The sequence below is a fragment of the Streptomyces sp. HSS9-12 genome (assembly GCF_054963655.1).
In genome coordinates, this window is record NZ_JBUEGC010000045.1 from 1 (window position 1) to 16,933 (window position 16,933).

Sequence of the window (16,933 nt, forward strand, 5' to 3'; positions counted from 1 at the left end):
GGTCTCCTGCCGCACCCAGCACCAGGACACCAAGACCGCCACCGGCACGGGAGACCGCGAACGCAAGGTCACCAACACCGCAACTGTCAGGGGAGGCGGCGACACCACGACGCACACCGCCACCGACACCGCCACCATCAAGCACAAAGGACACTGAAACGGCCACCGGAGCTTCTACGAGTACGTAGCGGCGGACCGCAGCAGGTCCTGAGGATCACCAGGGACCGCTGATTCTCCGTACGACGCATGAATGACGAAGGCCACCCGCACGGTGCGGGTGGCCTTCGTCATAGGGCGAGTCCCAGCGTCACTACCGAGCCCGTCGAGATCGCCGATGCCACGGTCCTGGCCCACTGCGTACGCGGCCAACCGGCCATCGAAGCCCAGCACTTCGTTCGCGAAGTCACCATCGGCGAAGACGCCTCCCGGACCCGCACCGGCAGCCTGCCCCATCAGGTCCATCGGAGCGGGCCGTACCCACACCTACCCGCAGGCCACCAGCAGCTGCTGACGATGTCCGAGTCCCACGCCCGGTACATCGGGGAGCAGTGCGAGGGGAACCCGGCCGCGGACGCGGACGGCTCGCCGTGCTTCAAAGCGGCGCTGGATGTGACGGCGGGTGTGACGCTGCTGGACCCGAAGCTGATCACAGACAAGACGAAGAGGGGCTGACGGCCCGGGACACGACAGTTCCCCCGCCCGGACGATTCCGGTGCGGGGGCGCTGTGCTGGGTCCGTTGGGCCTACGGGCACGACTCCTCGAACTTCACGGCGTTCAGCGTCACCGGCTGCCCGCTCAGCTTCGCGCCGGCCGCGGGATCCTGAGAGCACACCTTCCAATTGGATTCCACCACCACCCACCGGCCCATGCCGGTGGCGTCCTTCACCGTGAGGCTCGTGTTCGACGCCAACGCCTGGCGGGCCACCTTCACCGCCTTGCCCTGGAAGTCCGGCATGGTGCCGTCGGCTTCCTTCTGCGGCTCGGCGTCCTTCGCGGGGCAGGTCTCCTCCAGCTTCACCGCACCCAGGCCGACCTTGACGTCGGTGCCGTGCCGGCCGGGCTTCGGGATCTGGGAGCAGACCTTCCAGTCGCGGTCGAGGATCTGGTTGCGGCCTCTGCCGAGCGCGTCGTGGCTGGTGAGGTAGTAGAACCCGGCGGCCTGCGCGGTGTCTTGGGCGGACTGGAGGCCCTTGCCGACGAGGTTGGGCAGGTCACCACGCTTGCCGGCCGATGTGTCGCTGTTGCCGGGGTCGTCCTGCCCGCTGGCTGTTGCGTCCTGTGCCGGTGCGGGCTTGCCGCTCGCGGGTGTGCCGCTGCTCGGCTCGCAGGCGGCCAGTGCGAGGACTGCGGCCGCGGTACATGCGGCGGAGGTAAAGGCTCGGATGCGCATAGAGCAGATGATGTCCTGTCTGATTGGGTGATGTCTGGGTTGGGAGGTTTCGTGACCGGAATGTGACGGCCTTTCGGCGGCGCGAAGAGGCCCGCCGCGGATCGTGCGGCGGGCCCCAGTCGGTGGGTCAGGAGCCGCACCATGTGTGGGCCGGCCGTCTCACGATCCCGTAGGTCGCCGACCACATCGCCGCCTCTGCCGGGCTGAAGCTCATCCCGAACACGGACAGTGCCCGCCGGGGGCGCGGCTGCGCAGGGCGTGGACGGGATCGCACACATCCGGTTCGACTGACGGCGACCGACGGACCCGGCGGTCTGGTCGCGCGGCCCCCATACTGGCGCGCATGCCGTGGGCAGGCGGCTAGAGTCGAGCAACTCTCAGTCCATGGCGATAAGTTGAGGCGAACAGGTCGGCGGGAGGGGGAACGGGGATGTTCGATGACAAGGCGGAGGAGCTCCAGATCATCCGCGCGCGCGAAGACCACCTGGAACACATCGCGGCGCTGGCCGCGTCACGGAGCCTGGAGCGTACGGACCCGCTGCAGGCCGGCCACGAAGGGTTCCTCGTTTCGGACTTCACCGTGCAGACCTACCGTGCGCGGCTGAACACCGCCGAGCACTTCTACGTGGCGGTCAAGGGCACCAACGTCCTGGGCTTTCTGCTGGCCTACAGCGATCAGCGCCTCGAAGCCGACGAGTGGCTCAACCGCCGGATCAAGACTGCCCTGGGCAGTTTCCTGGTGATCAAGCAGATCTGTGTGTCGCGGGACGCGGCCCGGCAGGGCGTGGCGTCGCGGCTGTACTACCACGTGCTGGACCAGTGGAACGAGAGCCCGGTGATCGCCGCGGTCGTCGCGGAGCCGCCCAACGAGGCGTCCACGAGGTTCCACCGCCGACTGGGCTTCGAGGAGCTGACCTGGCTGGTCCCGCCGGACGGCCGGCTGCGTGTGGTGTGGGTGCGGCGCAAGCCCCGCGAGGCACTGCTGTACTCCCAGTACGGCATCGCCGTGGATCTCTACAAGCACGAGGACAACACCAACTGGCAGAAGTTGAACAACTTCTTCTACATCACCGCGGCCCTCGCCGCTGCCATCGCCTTCGCGTTCGGCAAGGACGGGGCGGCGTCGGAGCAGATGGCCCGCGGGCTGGCCGTGATCATCGGCGTCATCGGATTCGGGACGGCCGTGGCCTTCTCCCAGATGCTCCGTTTCGGACGCCGCTATCTGCAGGCCCGTAAGAAGGCGGTCATGGAGCTGGAGGAGCACTTGGCCTGGCACGGTGGCCAGCGGATCGTCAGCAGGGACGTCGGCGAGGCGGGCAACGGGTGGCTGCAGGCCTCCCCGACCGGAATGTTCATGGTGCTACTCCCCGCGCTGGTCGCGGTGTGCTGGCTGGTCGTCATCGCCGTGGTGACCAACGGCTAGGGCTGTGACCGGGGCGGTCAGACCACCGCTGACAGTGGTCGGCCGCCCCACGTGTCGGCCCACGTAGGTGCTCAGGAGGCAGCCTCACCCCAACCCGCGACGTCGAGTCCACCGCCGCCACGTTCGGACTCCAGCTCACGCCGCTGTCCAGCATCTGGCCGCTGCCACCTGCGGACTGACCGGCCGTCACGTTACGACGACGAGGAGCGCGCTGGCTGGCCGAGGTCCGCCGAGGGGTGGCGACTTCAGCCCCGCGCCGGGAACGCCAGTGCGGGGCCGCCGCCTGGCATGACTCCAGGCCTGTTGGGCGGCTGAACGGTTGACCGGACGCACGGGCTTGGCCGGCTCGTTGGCGATGAAGTAGATACGACCGGCCAGCACGGGCTCCCCCTTCCCGGGCCATACAGGCACCGGCCGGCGACAGCGTCGCGTCAGGACTGGCGTCGCAAGGTGACGACCAAGGTCACCACGGCGCCCATCGCTCCGGCCGCGCCCGCCGCGATCTCCAGACGGTCGGTCAGTTGGCGCGTCAGCCACAGCCCCCGGCCGCCCTCACCGCTCAGCACGCCCGGTGGCTCCGGCGGGATGACGTCTTCGCTGAACCCGGGGCCGTTGTCGGTGACCCGGCAGCGCAGTGCGCCGCCGCTGCGGTAGAGCAGCAGCCGGCCTTCGCCGCCCCCGTGCTCGATGGCGTTGCATGCGACCTCGTGGACGGCGAGGACGAAGTCGCTGCGGCGGGGCTCCTCGAGCCCTGCCTGGGCCGCGCACTCCGTGATGCGCAGCCGCAGCTTGGGTACGTCCTCACCGGCGAACAGCAGCTCCAGGAGCCTCTCCTCCGGCAGATCCGCCACCTCCGCGTTCATGCCTTCGTCACCTTGACCTCCGTCAGAAATCAACCGCCCGGCATGTGCCGCTGCCCCATGCCTCTGCAGCCGGCGAAGGAATGCGATCCGTACAGGACGCTACTCCGCGTCACACATCACCACCAGGAGTCACCGCAATTGGGCAGACTCGCACAGAAGTTGATCGAAGAAACCGTGGAGACGATCGAAGGCGTCCTCTCAGTGTTCGTACGTGGCGTCCAGCAGCACAATTCCGCATGGACTGCCGCCACCTGGGGAGGACCTCGTCATGGGCATCATCAGCTGGATCACCCTGGGCCTCATAGCCGGGGTCATCGCCAAAGTCCTTTTGCCGGGACGGGACCCGGGTGGCCTCGTCGGCACCACCTTCATCGGCGTGGCCGGGGCGTTCATCGGCGGCTGGCTGTCGGCGACGTTCCTCGACCGGCCGATCAACCGCGACTTCTACGACCCGAAGACGTGGCTCGCCGCCATCGCGGGCGCGCTGGTCCTGCTGATCGCCTATCGCCTGCTGTTCGGCAACTCCCGCGAGCGCCGCTGACGCGAGGTCCGGGGAAGCCCACCGCACCCACGAAAGAGCCGTCGGCCGTGCCCTTGGCACGGCCGACGGCTCTCTCAGGTGCGGGCCACTGGCTCAGTGGTTCTTGGGGAAGCCCAGGTCCACGCCGGCGTCGCTCGGGTCCGGCCACCGCGTGGTGACGACCTTGCCGCGCGTGTAGAAGTGCACGCCGTCGTTGCCGTAGATGTGGTGGTCGCCGAAGAGCGAGTCCTTCCAGCCACCGAAGGAGTGGTAGCCCACCGGCACCGGAATCGGCACGTTCACGCCGACCATGCCCGCCTGCACCTCCAGCTGGAAGCGCCGCGCGGCCCCGCCGTCCCGGGTGAAGATCGCGGTGCCGTTGCCGAACGGCGACTCGTTGATCAGCCGCACGCCGTCCTCGTACGTCTCCGCACGCAGCACACACAGCACCGGGCCGAAGATCTCGTCCCGGTACGCGTCCGAGTCCGTCGAGACCTTGTCGAGCAGCGAGAGACCGATCCAGTGGCCGTCCTCGTAGCCCTCGACGGTGAAGCCGGTACCGTCGAGCACGACCTCGGCGCCCTGGGCGGCCGCGCCGGTGACGTACGAGGCGACCTTGTCGCGGTGCGCCTTGGTGATCAGCGGGCCCATCTCGGACGCCGGGTCGTCGCCGGGGCCGATCTTGATCTTCTCGGCGCGTTCGCGGATCTTCTCCACGAGCTCGTCCCCGGTGTCCCCGACCGCGACGACCGCGGAGATCGCCATGCAGCGCTCACCGGCCGAGCCGTAGGCGGCGGACACCGCAGCGTCCGCGGCCGCGTCCAGGTCGGCGTCGGGCAGCACCAGCATGTGGTTCTTGGCGCCGCCCAGGGCCTGTACGCGCTTGCCGTGCGCCGAGGCGGTCTGGTGGATGTAGCGGGCGATCGGGGTCGAGCCGACGAAGCTGACGGCGGCGACGTCGGGGTGCTCCAGCAGCCGGTCGACCGCGACCTTGTCACCGTTGACCACGTTCAGGACGCCCTCCGGGAGGCCCGCCTCGGCCGCCAGCTCGGCCAGCTTGATCGCGGCCGACGGGTCCTTCTCGCTCGGCTTGAGCACAAAGGTGTTGCCGCAGGCGATGGCCAGCGGGAACATCCACATCGGCACCATGGCCGGGAAGTTGAACGGCGTGATGCCCGCGACTACGCCGAGCGGCTGGCGGATCGCGGCCACGTCCACGCGGTTGGAGACCTGGGTGGACAGCTCGCCCTTGAGCTGCTGCGGGATGCCACAGGCCAGCTCGACGATCTCCAGGCCGCGGGCTACCTCGCCGAGCGCGTCGGAGTGCACCTTGCCGTGCTCGGCGGTGATCAGCCGGGCGAGCTCGTCGCGGTGCGCGTCGATCAGCTCGCGGTACTTGAACAGCACCGAGGTGCGCATCGCGAGCGAGGAGGTGCCCCAGGTCTGGTACGCGGCCTTGGCCGCGGCGACCGCACGGTCGACCTCCTCCACGCCGGCCAGGGCGACCCGAGTGGTCTGCGCGCCGGTCGCGGGATCGGTGACGGGCCCATAGTTGCCGGACGCTCCTTCAACGGCCTTGCCGTCGATCCAGTGGTCGATGGTCTTCATTCCTGCGTGGCCTTTCTCAACTGGAGGACTCGGGATCCGGCAGGCACTTCCGCGCCGTCGGCACGGTCCGGTGGCCCGGTCCGTGCGCGGCAGCGCTAGAGGTGGCGGCGCCGCCCGGCCGCCTGGCGGTCGTACTCCTCCCGCGCCTTGACGGCTGCCGGCCGGGTGGCGGTCTGGGCTACCGGAACATCCCACCACGCCTGGGCGGCAGGCGCGCCGGACACTGTGTCGGCTGTTTCGGTCTCCACATAGACACATGTGGGGCGGTCGGAGGCACGGGCTGTCGCCAGCGCTTCCCGCAGCTCACGTACGGTCGCGGCGCGGATCACGGCCATGCCCAGGCTGGCGGCGTTGGCGGCGAGGTCGACCGGCAGCGGGGCGCCGGTGTACGTGCCGTCCTCGGACCGGAAGCGGTAGGCGGTGCCGAAGCGCTCCGCGCCGACCTGCTCGGAGAGCCCGCCGATGGAGGCGTAGCCGTGGTTCTGGATCAGCACCATCGTGAAGTTGATGCCCTCCTGGACCGCGGTGACGATCTCGGTCGGCATCATCAGATACGTGCCGTCGCCGACGAGGGACCATACGGGGCGGTCGGGGGCGGCGAGCCGGACGCCGATGGCGGCGGGGATCTCGTAGCCCATGCAGGAGTAGCCGTACTCGAGGTGGTACTGGCGGGGCGAGCGGGCCCGCCACAGCTTGTGGAGGTCGCCGGGGAGCGAGCCGGCCGCGTTGATGATCACGTCCTCGTCGCCGACCACCGCGTCCAGGGCGCCGAGCACCTGGGCCTGGGAGGGGCGGGCGTCCTCGTCCTCCGCGGCGTACGCGCGCTCGACCACCTCCTCCCAGCGGGCCTTGCCGGTGCGGTACTCCGCTTCGTAGGTCTCGTCCACCCGGTGCCCGGCAAGGCCCTGGTGCAGCGCTTCGAGCCCGGCTCGCGCGTCGGCGACGAGCGCGAGGCCGCCCATCTTGTGGGCGTCGAACGGGGTGATGTTGAGGTTGACGAAGCGCACCCCGGGCGCGGCGAAGAGGGTGGCGGAGGCGGTGGTGAAGTCGGTGTAGCGGGTGCCGATTCCGATGACCAGGTCGGCGGTGCGCGCGAGGTCGTCGGCGACCTCCGTGCCGGTGTGCCCGATGCCGCCGACGTCGCAGGGGTGGTCGTAAGGCAGCGAGCCCTTGCCTGCCTGGGTGGAGGCGACGGGGATGCCGGTCGCGTCGACGAGCGCCTTGAGCGCGTCCTCGGCCTCGCTGTGGTGGATGCCGCCACCGGCGATGATCAGGGGCCGGGCGGCGGAGCGTACGGCGTGGACGGCGTCGTCGAGCGCGGAGGCGTCGGGCGCGGGGCGGCGTACGTGCCAGACCCGGTCGGCGAAGAACTCCTCAGGCCAGTCGTACGCCTCGGCCTGGACGTCCTGGGGCAGGGCGAGGGTGACGGCGCCGGTTTCGACGGGGTCGGCGAGAACGCGTACGGCCTGCAGCGCGGCGGGGATCAGCGCCTCGGGCCGGGTGACCCGGTCGAACCAGCGGGAGACGGGGCGCAGGCAGTCGTTGACGGAGATATCGCCCGCGTACGGGACTTCGAGCTGCTGCAGTACCGGGTCGGCGGGGCGGGTGGCGAAGGTGTCCCCCGGCAGCAGGAGGACGGGCAGCCGGTTGACGGTGGCGAGGGCGGCGCCGGTGACGAGGTTGGTGGCGCCGGGGCCGATGGAGGTGGTGACGGCGTGGGTGGACAGCCGGCCCGACTGCCGGGCGTAGGCGACGGCGGCGTGCACCATGGCCTGCTCGTTGCGGCCCTGGAGGTACGGCATGGTCTGCCGCCCGGACTCCAGCAGCGCCTGGCCGAGCCCGGCCACATTGCCGTGGCCGAAGATGCCCCAGCAGGCGCCCACCAGCCGGTGCCGCCGGCCGTCCCGCTCGGTGTACTGGTGGGCCAGGAACTCCACCAGCGCCTGGGCGACGGTGAGCCGGCGGGTGGGGCTGCCTTCGCTGGTCAGGCTGGTCGGGCTGGTCGGGCGGCTCATCGGGACCTCTCAGGGTTAGAGCGGGAGGCGGGGGTCGACGGGCTGGTCGGACCAGATGGAGCGGATCCAGGCATGCTCGGGGTGGTCGCAGATCAGCCACTCCCGTTTCTCCCCCGGTCCGGCCATGACGTTGAGGTAGTACATGCCGTGGCCGGGGGCGGCGATGGACGGGCCGTGCCAGCCGTTCGGGATGACGACGGCGTCGCCGGTGCGCACCTCGGCGAGGACGTCGGTCTCCCTGCCCGGGCCGGAGGGGCTCACGCGCTGGTAGCCGAAGCCCTGGGTGCCGTGGGACTGGGCGATCTCGAAGTAGTAGATCTCCTCCAGCTCGGACTCCTCGCCGGGGCGGCACTCGTCGTGCTTGTGCGGCGGGTAGGAGGACCAGTTGCCGCCGGGGGTGAGGACTTCCACCGCGATGAGCTTGTCGCATTCGAACGCGTCTGCCGCGGCGAAGTTATTGACCTGGCGTGAGCACATTCCGGCTCCGCGCAGCTCGACGGGGACGGCGGAGGCGGCCCCGTAGCGGGCGGGCAGGCGGCGCTCGCAGCGGGCGCCGGTCAGCGCGAAGCGGCCGCCCTCGCGGGAGGCGAGGGAGACCTGGGCGTCGCGCGGGACGTAGGCGAAGTCCGTCACCCCGGCGAAGACATTCTCCCGGCCGCGGAGGGCGAAGGTCTCTCCCCCGGTCGCCACGGTGCAGGCGCCGGACAGCGGCAGCACGATCCACTCACTGTCGCGGCTGTCGAAGCTGTGCCAGCCGCCGGGCGGCAGGTCGAGCACGCGCAGGCTGCAGTAGCCCCAGCCGGCCCGCTGGGGGTCGATGTGCAGGGTGTACGGTCCCTTGCCTGCGCTTCCGGCCGGGAAGTGGAAGCTGTTGGCGGTCATGGGTGGAAGTCTCCTGGGTCGGAGTGGCTGTTCGGGGCGGCGGGCGGAGCGACTTGTTCAACGGAGCGACTTGTTCAGCGGAGCGACTTGTTCAACGGACCTGCCAGAGGGCCTGTTCGGGAACCTGTTCACAGGAGCGAGACGGCGGTGTCGACGGCCGCGGCCACATCCCCGTCGGCCGGGTAGAGCAGTGACCGGCCGACGACCAGGCCCTGCACGGTCGGCAGCCGCAGCGCCTTGCGCCACTTCTCGTATGCCCCGGCCTGGTCTTCGGCAGAGGTGCCGACGTCGCCGCCGAGCAGCACCGCGGGCAGGGTGGAGGTCTCCATGACGGCGGCCATGTCGTCCGGGTTCTCGGTGACCGGAACCTTCAGCCAGGTGTAGGCGGAGGTGCCGGCGAGGCCGGAGGCGATGGCGACGGACTTGGTGACCGCCGCGCGGCTGAGGTCGTTGGTCACCCTCCCCTCCACCCGGCGGGATATGAACGGCTCGACGAAGACCGGCAGCCGGCGGGCGGCCATGTCGTCGATGGCGCGGGCCGTGGACATCAGGGTGGCGAGCGAGCCGGGGTCGTCGTAGTCGATGCGCAGCAGCAGCTTGCCCGCGTCGAAGCCGAGCCGCTCGATGTCCTCGGCCCGGTGGCCGGTGAACCGGTCGTCCATTTCGAAGGACGCGCCGGCGAGTCCGCCGCGGTTCATCGAGCCCATGACGACCTTGTCGTCGAGGGCACCGAGCAGCAGCAGGTCGTCGAGTATGTCGGCGGTGGCGAGCACGCCGTCCACTCCGGGCCGGGACAGCGCCAGGCACAGCCGCTCCAACAAGTCGACGCGGTTGGCCATGGCCAGTTCCTGGCCGCCGACGGCCAGGGCGCCGCGCGCTGGGTGGTCGGCCGCGACGATCATCAGCCGGCCGCTGTCGCCGATCAGGGGGCGGCGGATGCGACGGGCCGCGGCCTCGGCGATGGCCTCGGGGTGCCGGGTCCGCACCCGCACGATGTCGGAGATACGGATGCTCAAGAGTGGCTCTCTCTCGGGTTCGTGGGCCGCGGTGGGGTCACGGGCGCGCGAGGGACTCCGCGCCTCGGGCGAGGGCCTGCTCGACCTCGGCCTGGGTGGGCATCGCGGAGGAACAGGCGAGGCGGGAGGCGACGATGGCGCCCGCGGCGTTGGCGTAACGCATGGTGCGTTCCAGGTTCCAGCCGGCGAGCAGGCCGTGGCACAGCGAGCCACCGAACGCGTCGCCGGCGCCGAGTCCGTTGACGACCTCGACCGGTACGGGCGGCACTTCGGCGGTGCTGCCGTCGCGGTGCACGGCGAGGACGCCTTTGGGGCCCTGCTTGACGACGGCGAGTTCCACACCCGCGTCGAGCAGGGCGTGGGCGCAGTCCTTGGGCTCGCGGACGCCCGTGGCGACCTCGCACTCGTCGAGGTTGCCGACCGCGACCGTCGCGTGCGCGAGCGCCGCCTCGTAGTACGGGCGGGCGGCGGCCATGGCGGCGGTTCCGGTGCGGCCGCCAGCGCCGGACGCGCCGCCTTCCCCGCCCCAGAACATGGGACGCCAGTCGAGGTCGAAGACCGTGATCCCGGGGCCGCCGTCGGGCCTGGGCCGACGCGCCTGCGTCCGTGCCGCCACGGCGGCCAGCGTGCTGCCGCGGCTGGGCTCCTCGCACAGACCGGTGCCGGTCACCCAGAAGACGCGGGCGGTGCGGATGGCGTCCAGATCGAGTTCGTCCGCCGCGATCTCCAGGTCCGGTGCCTTGGGCTGCCGGTAGAAGTACAGGGGGAAGTCGTCGGGCGGGAAGATCTCGCAGAAGGTGACCGGGGTGGGGTACCGCGGCACCGCGGTGACCCAGCGGTCGTCCACGCCGAACTCGCGCAGCGCCTGATGGATGTAGTCGCCGAACGGGTCCTGGCCGGTGCGGCTGACGACCGCGGTGCGGCGGCCGAGCCGGGCGGCGGCCACCGCGACGTTCGTGGCGGAGCCGCCGAGGAACTTGCCGAAGGACTCGACCTTCGCCAGCGGTACACCGGTCTGCAGCGGATAGATGTCCACCCCGATCCGGCCCATCGTGATCAGGTCGTACGGCTCGCTCATACGCGCCCCTTCGGATTCGGCTCTGGCACAGGTCTAGTCGGGCCCGCGGAACCCTGTCAATAGTTTGTCCTAACATATTGACTTGTCTTGAAACGAGGGAGTGACGTTAAGTCCTAATGTCAGGACACAGTCTTGACACCCCTTGGGAGGGGCATGAAAGCTACCGAGCAGCCCCGACGTATGCCCTTGCCCGGTCACTGCCGACCGGCGAGAGGAGAGCCGCCGCATGACCGCCGTCACGCCCTCATCTCCCAGCCTGCACCGCATCAGGGTCGGATCCGCACCGGACTCCTGGGGGGTGTGGTTCCCGGACGACCCCGAGCAGGTGCCCTGGGAGCGCTTCCTGGACGAGGTCGCCCGGGCCGGGTACTCCTGGATCGAGCTGGGCCCCTACGGGTACCTCCCCACCGATCCGGCACGCCTGACCGAGGAGGTCTCCCGCCGGAACCTGAAGGTCTCGGCCGGCACCGTCTTCACCGCGCTGCACCGCGGCCCGGCCGTCTGGGACGCCACCTGGCGGCATGTCGCCGAGGTCGCGGGGCTCGCCCAGGCCTTGGGCGCCCGTCATCTCGTCGTCATCCCGGCCTTCTGGCGCGATGACAAGACGGCCGAGCTGATCGAGAGCCCGGAGCTGACGCCTGGCCAGTGGCGCGATCTGACAACCGGCATGGAGCGGCTGGGTCGGCAGGTGCGCGAGCAGTTCGGCCTCGACATCGTCGTCCACCCGCACGCGGACACCCACATCGACGGTGAGGAGAACGTCGCGCGGTTCCTCGACGCCACCGACCCCGGCCTGGTCAGCCTCTGCCTGGACACGGGGCACTACGCCTACTGCGGCGGCGACAGCGTCAAGCTCATCGAGACCTACGGCGAGCGGATCGGCTACCTCCATCTCAAGCAGGTGGACCCGGAGATCCTTGCCGACGTGGTCAAGAACGGCACGCCCTTCGGGCCGGCCGTGCGCCAGGGGGTGATGTGTGAGCCACCGAAGGGGGTACCCGCGCTGGAGCCCGTCCTGGTCGCGGCACAGAATCTCGGCGTCGACCTGTTCGCGATCGTGGAGCAGGACATGTACCCCTGCCCACCCGACCGGCCCTTCCCGATCGCCGAGCGGACCCGGCGCTTCCTGCGCTCCTGCGGAGCCTGACCCCGCCTGACGTCAACGACGGAAGAGGAGAGACACACCATGACGCAGCAGGGGACGCTCGGGGTCGCGGTCATCGGGACCGGGAAGATGGGCGCCGACCACGTACGCCGGATCAACGAGGTCATCAGCGGGGCCCGGGTGACCGCGGTCGTCGACATCGACGCGGAGCGCGCCAAGCACATCGCCGACGGCATCGAGGGCTGCAGGGCCCACACCGACCCGGCAGCGGCCATGGCCGCCGATGACGTCGACGCGGTACTCATCGCCTCGCCCGGCCCGGCTCACGAGGGCGCGCTGCTCCAGGCGTTCGAACACGATCTGCCGGTGCTGTGCGAGAAGCCGCTCACTCCGGACTCCGCGTCCGCGCTCCGGGTGCTGGGGGCCGAACAGAAGCTGGGCCACCGCCGGGTGCAGGTCGGCTTCATGCGCCGCTATGACTCCGAGTACATGAGGCTCAAGTCGCTGCTCGCGAGCGGCGAGCTCGGCCGGCCCCTGATGCTGCACTGCCGTCACCGCAACGCCTCGGTGCACCACTACTTCACCAACGAGATGCTCATCAACGACTCTGTGGTGCACGAGATGGACTGCGCCCGCTGGCTGCTGGAGCAGGAGATCACCGCGGTCACCGTGCTCCGCCCGAGCCCCAACTCCGGCGCGCCGCACGGCCTCAGCGACCCGCAGCTGGTCCTGTTCGAGACCGATGGCGGGGTGATCGTCGATGTCGAGATGTTCGCCACCTGCGGCTTCGGCTATCAGGTGCAGGCCGAGGCGGTCTGCGAGAACGGCACCGCGCGCATCGGCGAGGCACACGGCCTGATGACCAACACCGCGGGCCGCTGGGGTGGCGAGATCGCACCCGACTTCGTGGCCCGATTCGAGGAGGCGTACGACCGTGAGGTGCAGCGCTGGGTGAACGCGACCCTGCGGGGCGAGGTCGAGGGGCCCAGCGCCTGGGACGGCTACGCCGCGGCCGCCGTCTGCGAGGCCGGCGTACGGGCCCAGGCCACTGGCGAGCGCACCGCCGTCAGCATGATCGAGCGGCCTGCCTTCTACAGCTGAGCGCCCGCCGAGCCGATGAGCTGTTACGCAAGCCTGCGGGCCCGTGCCGTCCGCGGGTCGCCTTCCCACCCGCCTGCCCTGTAGAGCCGCGGATGGATGGGCGAATCCCCGGCGCGAGCGCCGGGCCGGCGGCTTGGACGCCCACGCTCGTACCCAACAACCGTCCACCCACTCATCAAGGGAACCGCTGATGCGTATCGGATTTCTCGGCGCGGGCCGGATCGGTGCCTTCCATGCCGCCGCCCTGGCGGGCATGGACGGCGTCGATGAGCTGCTGATCGGCGACGCCGACCGCGGGCGCGCAGCCGAGCTCGCTCAGCGGATCGGCGCCCGGGCGGCGGAGTCGGTGGACGCCGTGTTCACAGCGGGGGTTGACGCGATCCTGATCGCCACCGCCACCGCCTCGCACGCCGAACTCATCACCCGCGCGGCGCGCGCCGGGCTGCCCACGTACTGCGAGAAGCCCATCGCCCTCGATCTGGCCGGCACGGTGCGCGCGCTGCGGGAGGCCGAGGCCGCCGGGACGCTGCTGCAGATCGGCTTCCAGCGGCGCTTCGACGCCGGGTACCGGGCGGCCAAGGAGGCGTACCGCTCCGGGCGGCTCGGCCGGGTGCACACCATCCGGGCCATCACCTCCGACGCCGCGCCGCCGCCCCCGGAATTCGTCCCGCTGTCCGGCGGGCTGATCCGGGACTGCCTGGTGCATGACTTCGACGCCGTGCGCTGGCTGACCGGGCGGGAGGTCGTCGAGGTCTTCGCGACCGGCTCGGTCGGCGGAGCGGCGTTCTTCCGCGAGGCAGGCGACGTGGACACCGCCGCCGCCCTGCTGACCCTGGACGACGGCACCCTCGTCACCGCCACCGCCACCCGCTACAACGGCGCCGGCTATGACGTGCGCATGGAACTGTCCGGCGAGCGCGACCAGTTCGTCGTCGGCCTGGACGACCGTACGCCCTTCACCTCCGCCGAGCCCGGCGGGCCCGCAGCCCCAGCCCGCCCCTGGACCGGCTTTCTGGATCGGTTCGACGGCGCGTACCGGGCGGAACTCGAGGCCTTTGTACGGGCCGCGCGGGGCGATACTCCAAACCCCTGCTCCGGCCATGAGGCGTTGTACGCCCTGCTGGTCGCCGAGGCCTGCGAGCTGTCCCGGACCGAGCACCGGGCCGTACAGCTCAGCGAGATCACCAAGCGGATCGCCGAAATCGTCTGACTCTCGCCACAGTTGTCACCGCCCTGCGAGTTCCGCGTCACAGACCTTCAACAGGGCCTTCCTCCTCTCGCTGTATGTCGTTGTCCGGACACAGGGTGAAGATCACCAGCGGAAGTGCCGCAGCCGTCCCGTCGGTCCCCCAGCCGACGCTGCGGTCCCGCGAGGAGGTGCGAGAGATGACTCACCGGAAGCTGTGGTCGTACAAGGAGATCGCCGCGCACATCCGCGTGCAGACCGCCACCGTCCGTTCGTATCGGAAGCACGGGCTGTTGCCACCCCCCGACCTGATGGAGGGTGGCAAGCCCTACTGGTTCGCTGACACCATCCGTGCGTGGGTCGCCAGCCGGCCGAGGAACCGCGGCCGCCAGGAACCCCTGCCTTAGTGACCAGAGTTGGCGTGAGGCAGCCCCCCGGCTGCCTCAGGTGGTGCGGGCAGCGCCCACCGGGTCCCGTTCCATGTCCTTGGGGCGGGACTCGGTGCCGCCTGCCGACGGGCTCTCCCCCTCGCTCAGCCCGATACGGCCGTGCAGCCGGCGCAGCGGTCCCGGCGCCCACCAGGTGGCGCGCCCGGTGAGCCGCATCACCGCGGGTACCAGCAGACTCCGGACGACCATCGCGTCCATGAGGACAGCCAAGGCAATCCCCAGGCCCAGCATCTTGGTGTTGGTCACCCGCGAGGTGCCTATGGCCACCATGACGACGGCCAGGATGACCGCGGCAGCGGTGATCAGCCCGCCGGTCCGCTGGAGGCCGAAGACCACCGCACCCCGGTGATCGCCGGTCCGGTCGTACTCCTCCTTGATCCGGGAGAGCAGGAAGACGCCGTAGTCCATGGACAGTCCGAAGGCGACGCAGAACATCAGCACGGGAAGCGTGGTCTCGATGTCGCCGGTGGAGGTGAAGCCCAGCGGCCCGGACAGATGCCCGTCCTGGAAGACCCATACCACGGCGCCGAACATCGCCGTAAGGCTGAGCGCGTTGAGCACGACGGCCTGAAGCGGTATCAGCACACTCCCGGTGAGCAGGAAGACCAGCAACAGGGTGACGACCACGATGATCGCGGCGGCCCACGGCAGCCGCTCGCCGATGGCGTCCTTGGAGTCCACCAGGACAGCGGCCGTGCCCGTGACCGAGGTCTTGAAGGGCGCCGGCTCGGACCGTATCTCCCGCACCAGGTCCTGGCTCGCGGCGTCCACCGCCTCCCCTCGTGGCAGCACGCCGATGTGGGCGATCTCTCCGTTCGACCGGGCCGCTTCAGCCGGTCCGGGCTCCCCGATGAGCTGCCCGCGGACGTACTGCCCGGTCGGGCCGTCCACCCTCAGCACGTCGGGGAGCCGGGAGATCCGGCTGCTGTAGTCCGCGAGCTCCGAGGCCGACGGCCCGCCCTCGGTGAGGACTTGCACCGCCCCGCCGGGGCTGCCCGGGAAACCGTCCCGGATGTGCTGCTGGACGACATGGGACTCGGCCGTCGAGGGCAGCTGCCGGTCGTCGGCCGTGCCGAACCGTACGCCGAGGAAAGGCAGCCCGAGCAGCACCAGACCAGCGGTGGTGGCGACAGCGAAGACGGGCGCCCGCCGCATCACCAGCCGGGTGGCCCGGGCCCAGCGCGATCCGTGCTCTTCCGCCGATGCCGAGGGGAAGTCTCCCGGAACGGTGCGCCGCCCCCGCGAGAACAGCTTGCGCAGATCCAGCGCATTCACGCGCTCACCGAGCAGCACCAGTGCGGCGGGCAGGATGACGAGCGCGGCAGCCGCGGCCAGCAGCACCACGGCGATGCCGGCATAGGCGAAAGAGCGCAGGAAGTACTGCGGGAAGACGAGCATCGCGGCGAGCGAGACGGCAACGGTGAGCGCGGAGAACAGAACCGTACGCCCCGCGGTGCGCAGGGTCGTCCCTACGGCTGCCCCTGGCAGCGCCCCGCCGGCCAGCTCCTCGCGGAACCTCCGCACGATGAACAGGGCATAGTCGATGGCCAGTCCCAGGCCCAGCGCGGTGGTGAGGTTCTGCGCGAAGACGGAGACATCGGTGAACTCGGTGAGCCCGCGGAGCACGGCGTTGGTGCCGAGGATCGCCACGATGCCGATGCCCAGCGGCAGCAGCGCGGCGACCGCGCTGCCGAAGACCATGACGAGCAGCACCAAAGTGACCGGGAGGGCGATCAACTCCGCCCGCATCAGGTCTTCCTGAATGGTCGTCTGCAACTCGTCCCGCACCGCCACCGGACCGCCGAGCGAGACCTCCACCGGGCCGTGCCGCCCGCGGAACTTCGGCCCGATACGGTCCAGGACCCGCGACTGCGCCTGCTCGTCGCCCTCGATCCGCGCGGTGATCAACGCCTCATGGCCGTCCTTCGCCCGCAGCGCCGGCGAGCGGGTGCCCCAGTAGGAGCCGACACCGCTGACCGACTTCTCCCGCTCCAGATTCCGGGCGAGCCGGCCGGCCTCCGCGGCCACGGCCGGATCGTCGACCTTCGCGTCGCCGCTGTCGACGAGAAGCATCAGATTCGGCTGAGCGGCCGGGAAGGCGCGCTCCAGCGCCTTGGTGGCATACGACGATTCGGCGTCCGGCGCCTGCCACCCCCCGCTGCCCATCCGGTCGGCCACACCGCTCCCGGCGACCACGGCCAGCGCGGTGAACAGCAGAGCAAGCAGCAGCGACAGCCGTGGCCGGGCGGTAACCGCCCTGGTCCAGCCCCCCATCGGCTGGTTGACAGCAGGCATG

At 70.5% G+C, this 16,933-nt stretch carries 15 protein-coding genes; 7 read left to right on the plus strand and 8 right to left on the minus strand.

All coding sequences use genetic code 11. The features are described from left to right. The first annotated feature begins 246 nt into the window (after nucleotides 1–246). Complete coding sequence (locus ACY34J_RS22010; protein WP_462728239.1) at nucleotides 247–672, plus strand: hypothetical protein; 426 nt, start codon at nucleotides 247–249, stop codon at nucleotides 670–672. A gap of 71 nt (nucleotides 673–743) precedes the next feature. Here the strand turns inward: ACY34J_RS22010 and ACY34J_RS22015 are convergent, their stop codons facing one another. Next, nucleotides 744–1,391, minus strand: a complete 648-nt coding sequence (locus tag ACY34J_RS22015) for a hypothetical protein (RefSeq protein WP_462728240.1) — start codon at nucleotides 1,389–1,391, stop codon at nucleotides 744–746. A gap of 430 nt (nucleotides 1,392–1,821) precedes the next feature. Between ACY34J_RS22015 and ACY34J_RS22020 the strand changes: the two genes are divergently transcribed. Further along, nucleotides 1,822–2,814 carry a GNAT family N-acetyltransferase gene (locus ACY34J_RS22020; RefSeq protein ID WP_462728241.1) on the plus strand — a complete coding sequence of 331 codons (993 nt, stop codon included), beginning with the start codon at nucleotides 1,822–1,824 and terminating at the stop codon, nucleotides 2,812–2,814. A 431-nt stretch (nucleotides 2,815–3,245) separates the two neighbouring features. Here the strand turns inward: ACY34J_RS22020 and ACY34J_RS22025 are convergent, their stop codons facing one another. Beyond that, on the minus strand, nucleotides 3,246–3,677 hold the full coding sequence (locus ACY34J_RS22025) for an ATP-binding protein (protein ID WP_462728242.1): 432 nt from the start codon (nucleotides 3,675–3,677) through the stop codon (nucleotides 3,246–3,248). A 268-nt stretch (nucleotides 3,678–3,945) separates the two neighbouring features. Here ACY34J_RS22025 and ACY34J_RS22030 point away from each other — a divergent pair, with 268 nt between their 5' ends. Beyond that, a complete protein-coding gene (locus ACY34J_RS22030; RefSeq protein WP_462728243.1) occupies nucleotides 3,946–4,218 on the plus strand; it encodes a GlsB/YeaQ/YmgE family stress response membrane protein in 273 nt (90 codons plus the stop codon). A 93-nt stretch (nucleotides 4,219–4,311) separates the two neighbouring features. On the opposite strand, the gene ACY34J_RS22035 is transcribed toward ACY34J_RS22030, so the two are convergent. The 5 genes from ACY34J_RS22035 to iolC all read right to left on the minus strand — a co-directional run bounded on the left by ACY34J_RS22035 (nucleotide 4,312) and on the right by iolC (nucleotide 10,796). After that, nucleotides 4,312–5,805, minus strand: coding sequence for a CoA-acylating methylmalonate-semialdehyde dehydrogenase (locus ACY34J_RS22035; protein WP_462728244.1), 1,494 nt, complete (start codon nucleotides 5,803–5,805; stop codon nucleotides 4,312–4,314). Between the two features lie 95 nt (nucleotides 5,806–5,900). Further along, nucleotides 5,901–7,820, minus strand: coding sequence for a 3D-(3,5/4)-trihydroxycyclohexane-1,2-dione acylhydrolase (decyclizing) (gene iolD, locus ACY34J_RS22040; protein WP_462728245.1), 1,920 nt, complete (start codon nucleotides 7,818–7,820; stop codon nucleotides 5,901–5,903). A gap of 15 nt (nucleotides 7,821–7,835) precedes the next feature. Beyond that, the gene (gene iolB / locus ACY34J_RS22045; protein ID WP_462728246.1) at nucleotides 7,836–8,702 is read right to left on the minus strand and encodes a 5-deoxy-glucuronate isomerase; all 867 of its coding nucleotides are present in this window, start codon (nucleotides 8,700–8,702) and stop codon (nucleotides 7,836–7,838) included. A gap of 128 nt (nucleotides 8,703–8,830) precedes the next feature. Continuing rightward, nucleotides 8,831–9,718 carry a Cgl0159 family (beta/alpha)8-fold protein gene (locus ACY34J_RS22050; protein WP_462728247.1) on the minus strand — a complete coding sequence of 296 codons (888 nt, stop codon included), beginning with the start codon at nucleotides 9,716–9,718 and terminating at the stop codon, nucleotides 8,831–8,833. A 37-nt stretch (nucleotides 9,719–9,755) separates the two neighbouring features. Continuing rightward, nucleotides 9,756–10,796, minus strand: coding sequence for a 5-dehydro-2-deoxygluconokinase (gene iolC, locus ACY34J_RS22055; RefSeq protein ID WP_462728248.1), 1,041 nt, complete (start codon nucleotides 10,794–10,796; stop codon nucleotides 9,756–9,758). A 226-nt stretch (nucleotides 10,797–11,022) separates the two neighbouring features. Here iolC and ACY34J_RS22060 point away from each other — a divergent pair, with 226 nt between their 5' ends. From ACY34J_RS22060 to ACY34J_RS22075, 4 genes are all read left to right on the plus strand, one after another. Then, the gene (locus tag ACY34J_RS22060; protein WP_462728249.1) at nucleotides 11,023–11,943 is read left to right on the plus strand and encodes a sugar phosphate isomerase/epimerase family protein; all 921 of its coding nucleotides are present in this window, start codon (nucleotides 11,023–11,025) and stop codon (nucleotides 11,941–11,943) included. A 39-nt stretch (nucleotides 11,944–11,982) separates the two neighbouring features. After that, nucleotides 11,983–13,002, plus strand: a complete 1,020-nt coding sequence (locus tag ACY34J_RS22065; protein WP_462728250.1) for a Gfo/Idh/MocA family protein — start codon at nucleotides 11,983–11,985, stop codon at nucleotides 13,000–13,002. A 190-nt stretch (nucleotides 13,003–13,192) separates the two neighbouring features. After that, nucleotides 13,193–14,212, plus strand: coding sequence for a Gfo/Idh/MocA family protein (locus tag ACY34J_RS22070; RefSeq protein ID WP_462728251.1), 1,020 nt, complete (start codon nucleotides 13,193–13,195; stop codon nucleotides 14,210–14,212). 176 nt (nucleotides 14,213–14,388) lie between these two features. Next, nucleotides 14,389–14,595, plus strand: a complete 207-nt coding sequence (locus ACY34J_RS22075) for a helix-turn-helix transcriptional regulator (RefSeq protein ID WP_462728252.1) — start codon at nucleotides 14,389–14,391, stop codon at nucleotides 14,593–14,595. Between the two features lie 36 nt (nucleotides 14,596–14,631). On the opposite strand, the gene ACY34J_RS22080 is transcribed toward ACY34J_RS22075, so the two are convergent. Continuing rightward, the gene (locus ACY34J_RS22080) at nucleotides 14,632–16,932 is read right to left on the minus strand and encodes an MMPL family transporter (protein WP_462728253.1); all 2,301 of its coding nucleotides are present in this window, start codon (nucleotides 16,930–16,932) and stop codon (nucleotides 14,632–14,634) included. Nucleotide 16,933: the final 1 nt, after the last annotated feature.

Coding starts and splice junctions, on each gene's coding strand:
- ACY34J_RS22010 (WP_462728239.1), top strand. CDS start 247: ATGAATGACGAAGGCCACCCGCACGGTGCGGGTGGCCTTCGTCATAGG.
- ACY34J_RS22025 (WP_462728242.1), bottom strand. CDS start 3,677: ATGAACGCGGAGGTGGCGGATCTGCCGGAGGAGAGGCTCCTGGAGCTG.
- ACY34J_RS22060 (WP_462728249.1), top strand. CDS start 11,023: ATGACCGCCGTCACGCCCTCATCTCCCAGCCTGCACCGCATCAGGGTC.
- ACY34J_RS22020 (WP_462728241.1), top strand. CDS start 1,822: ATGTTCGATGACAAGGCGGAGGAGCTCCAGATCATCCGCGCGCGCGAA.
- ACY34J_RS22080 (WP_462728253.1), bottom strand. CDS start 16,932: ATGCCTGCTGTCAACCAGCCGATGGGGGGCTGGACCAGGGCGGTTACC.
- ACY34J_RS22035 (WP_462728244.1), bottom strand. CDS start 5,805: ATGAAGACCATCGACCACTGGATCGACGGCAAGGCCGTTGAAGGAGCG.
- ACY34J_RS22070 (WP_462728251.1), top strand. CDS start 13,193: ATGCGTATCGGATTTCTCGGCGCGGGCCGGATCGGTGCCTTCCATGCC.
- ACY34J_RS22030 (WP_462728243.1), top strand. CDS start 3,946: ATGGGCATCATCAGCTGGATCACCCTGGGCCTCATAGCCGGGGTCATC.
- iolB (WP_462728246.1), bottom strand. CDS start 8,702: ATGACCGCCAACAGCTTCCACTTCCCGGCCGGAAGCGCAGGCAAGGGA.
- iolC (WP_462728248.1), bottom strand. CDS start 10,796: ATGAGCGAGCCGTACGACCTGATCACGATGGGCCGGATCGGGGTGGAC.
- ACY34J_RS22065 (WP_462728250.1), top strand. CDS start 11,983: ATGACGCAGCAGGGGACGCTCGGGGTCGCGGTCATCGGGACCGGGAAG.
- ACY34J_RS22015 (WP_462728240.1), bottom strand. CDS start 1,391: ATGCGCATCCGAGCCTTTACCTCCGCCGCATGTACCGCGGCCGCAGTC.
- ACY34J_RS22075 (WP_462728252.1), top strand. CDS start 14,389: ATGACTCACCGGAAGCTGTGGTCGTACAAGGAGATCGCCGCGCACATC.
- iolD (WP_462728245.1), bottom strand. CDS start 7,820: ATGAGCCGCCCGACCAGCCCGACCAGCCTGACCAGCGAAGGCAGCCCC.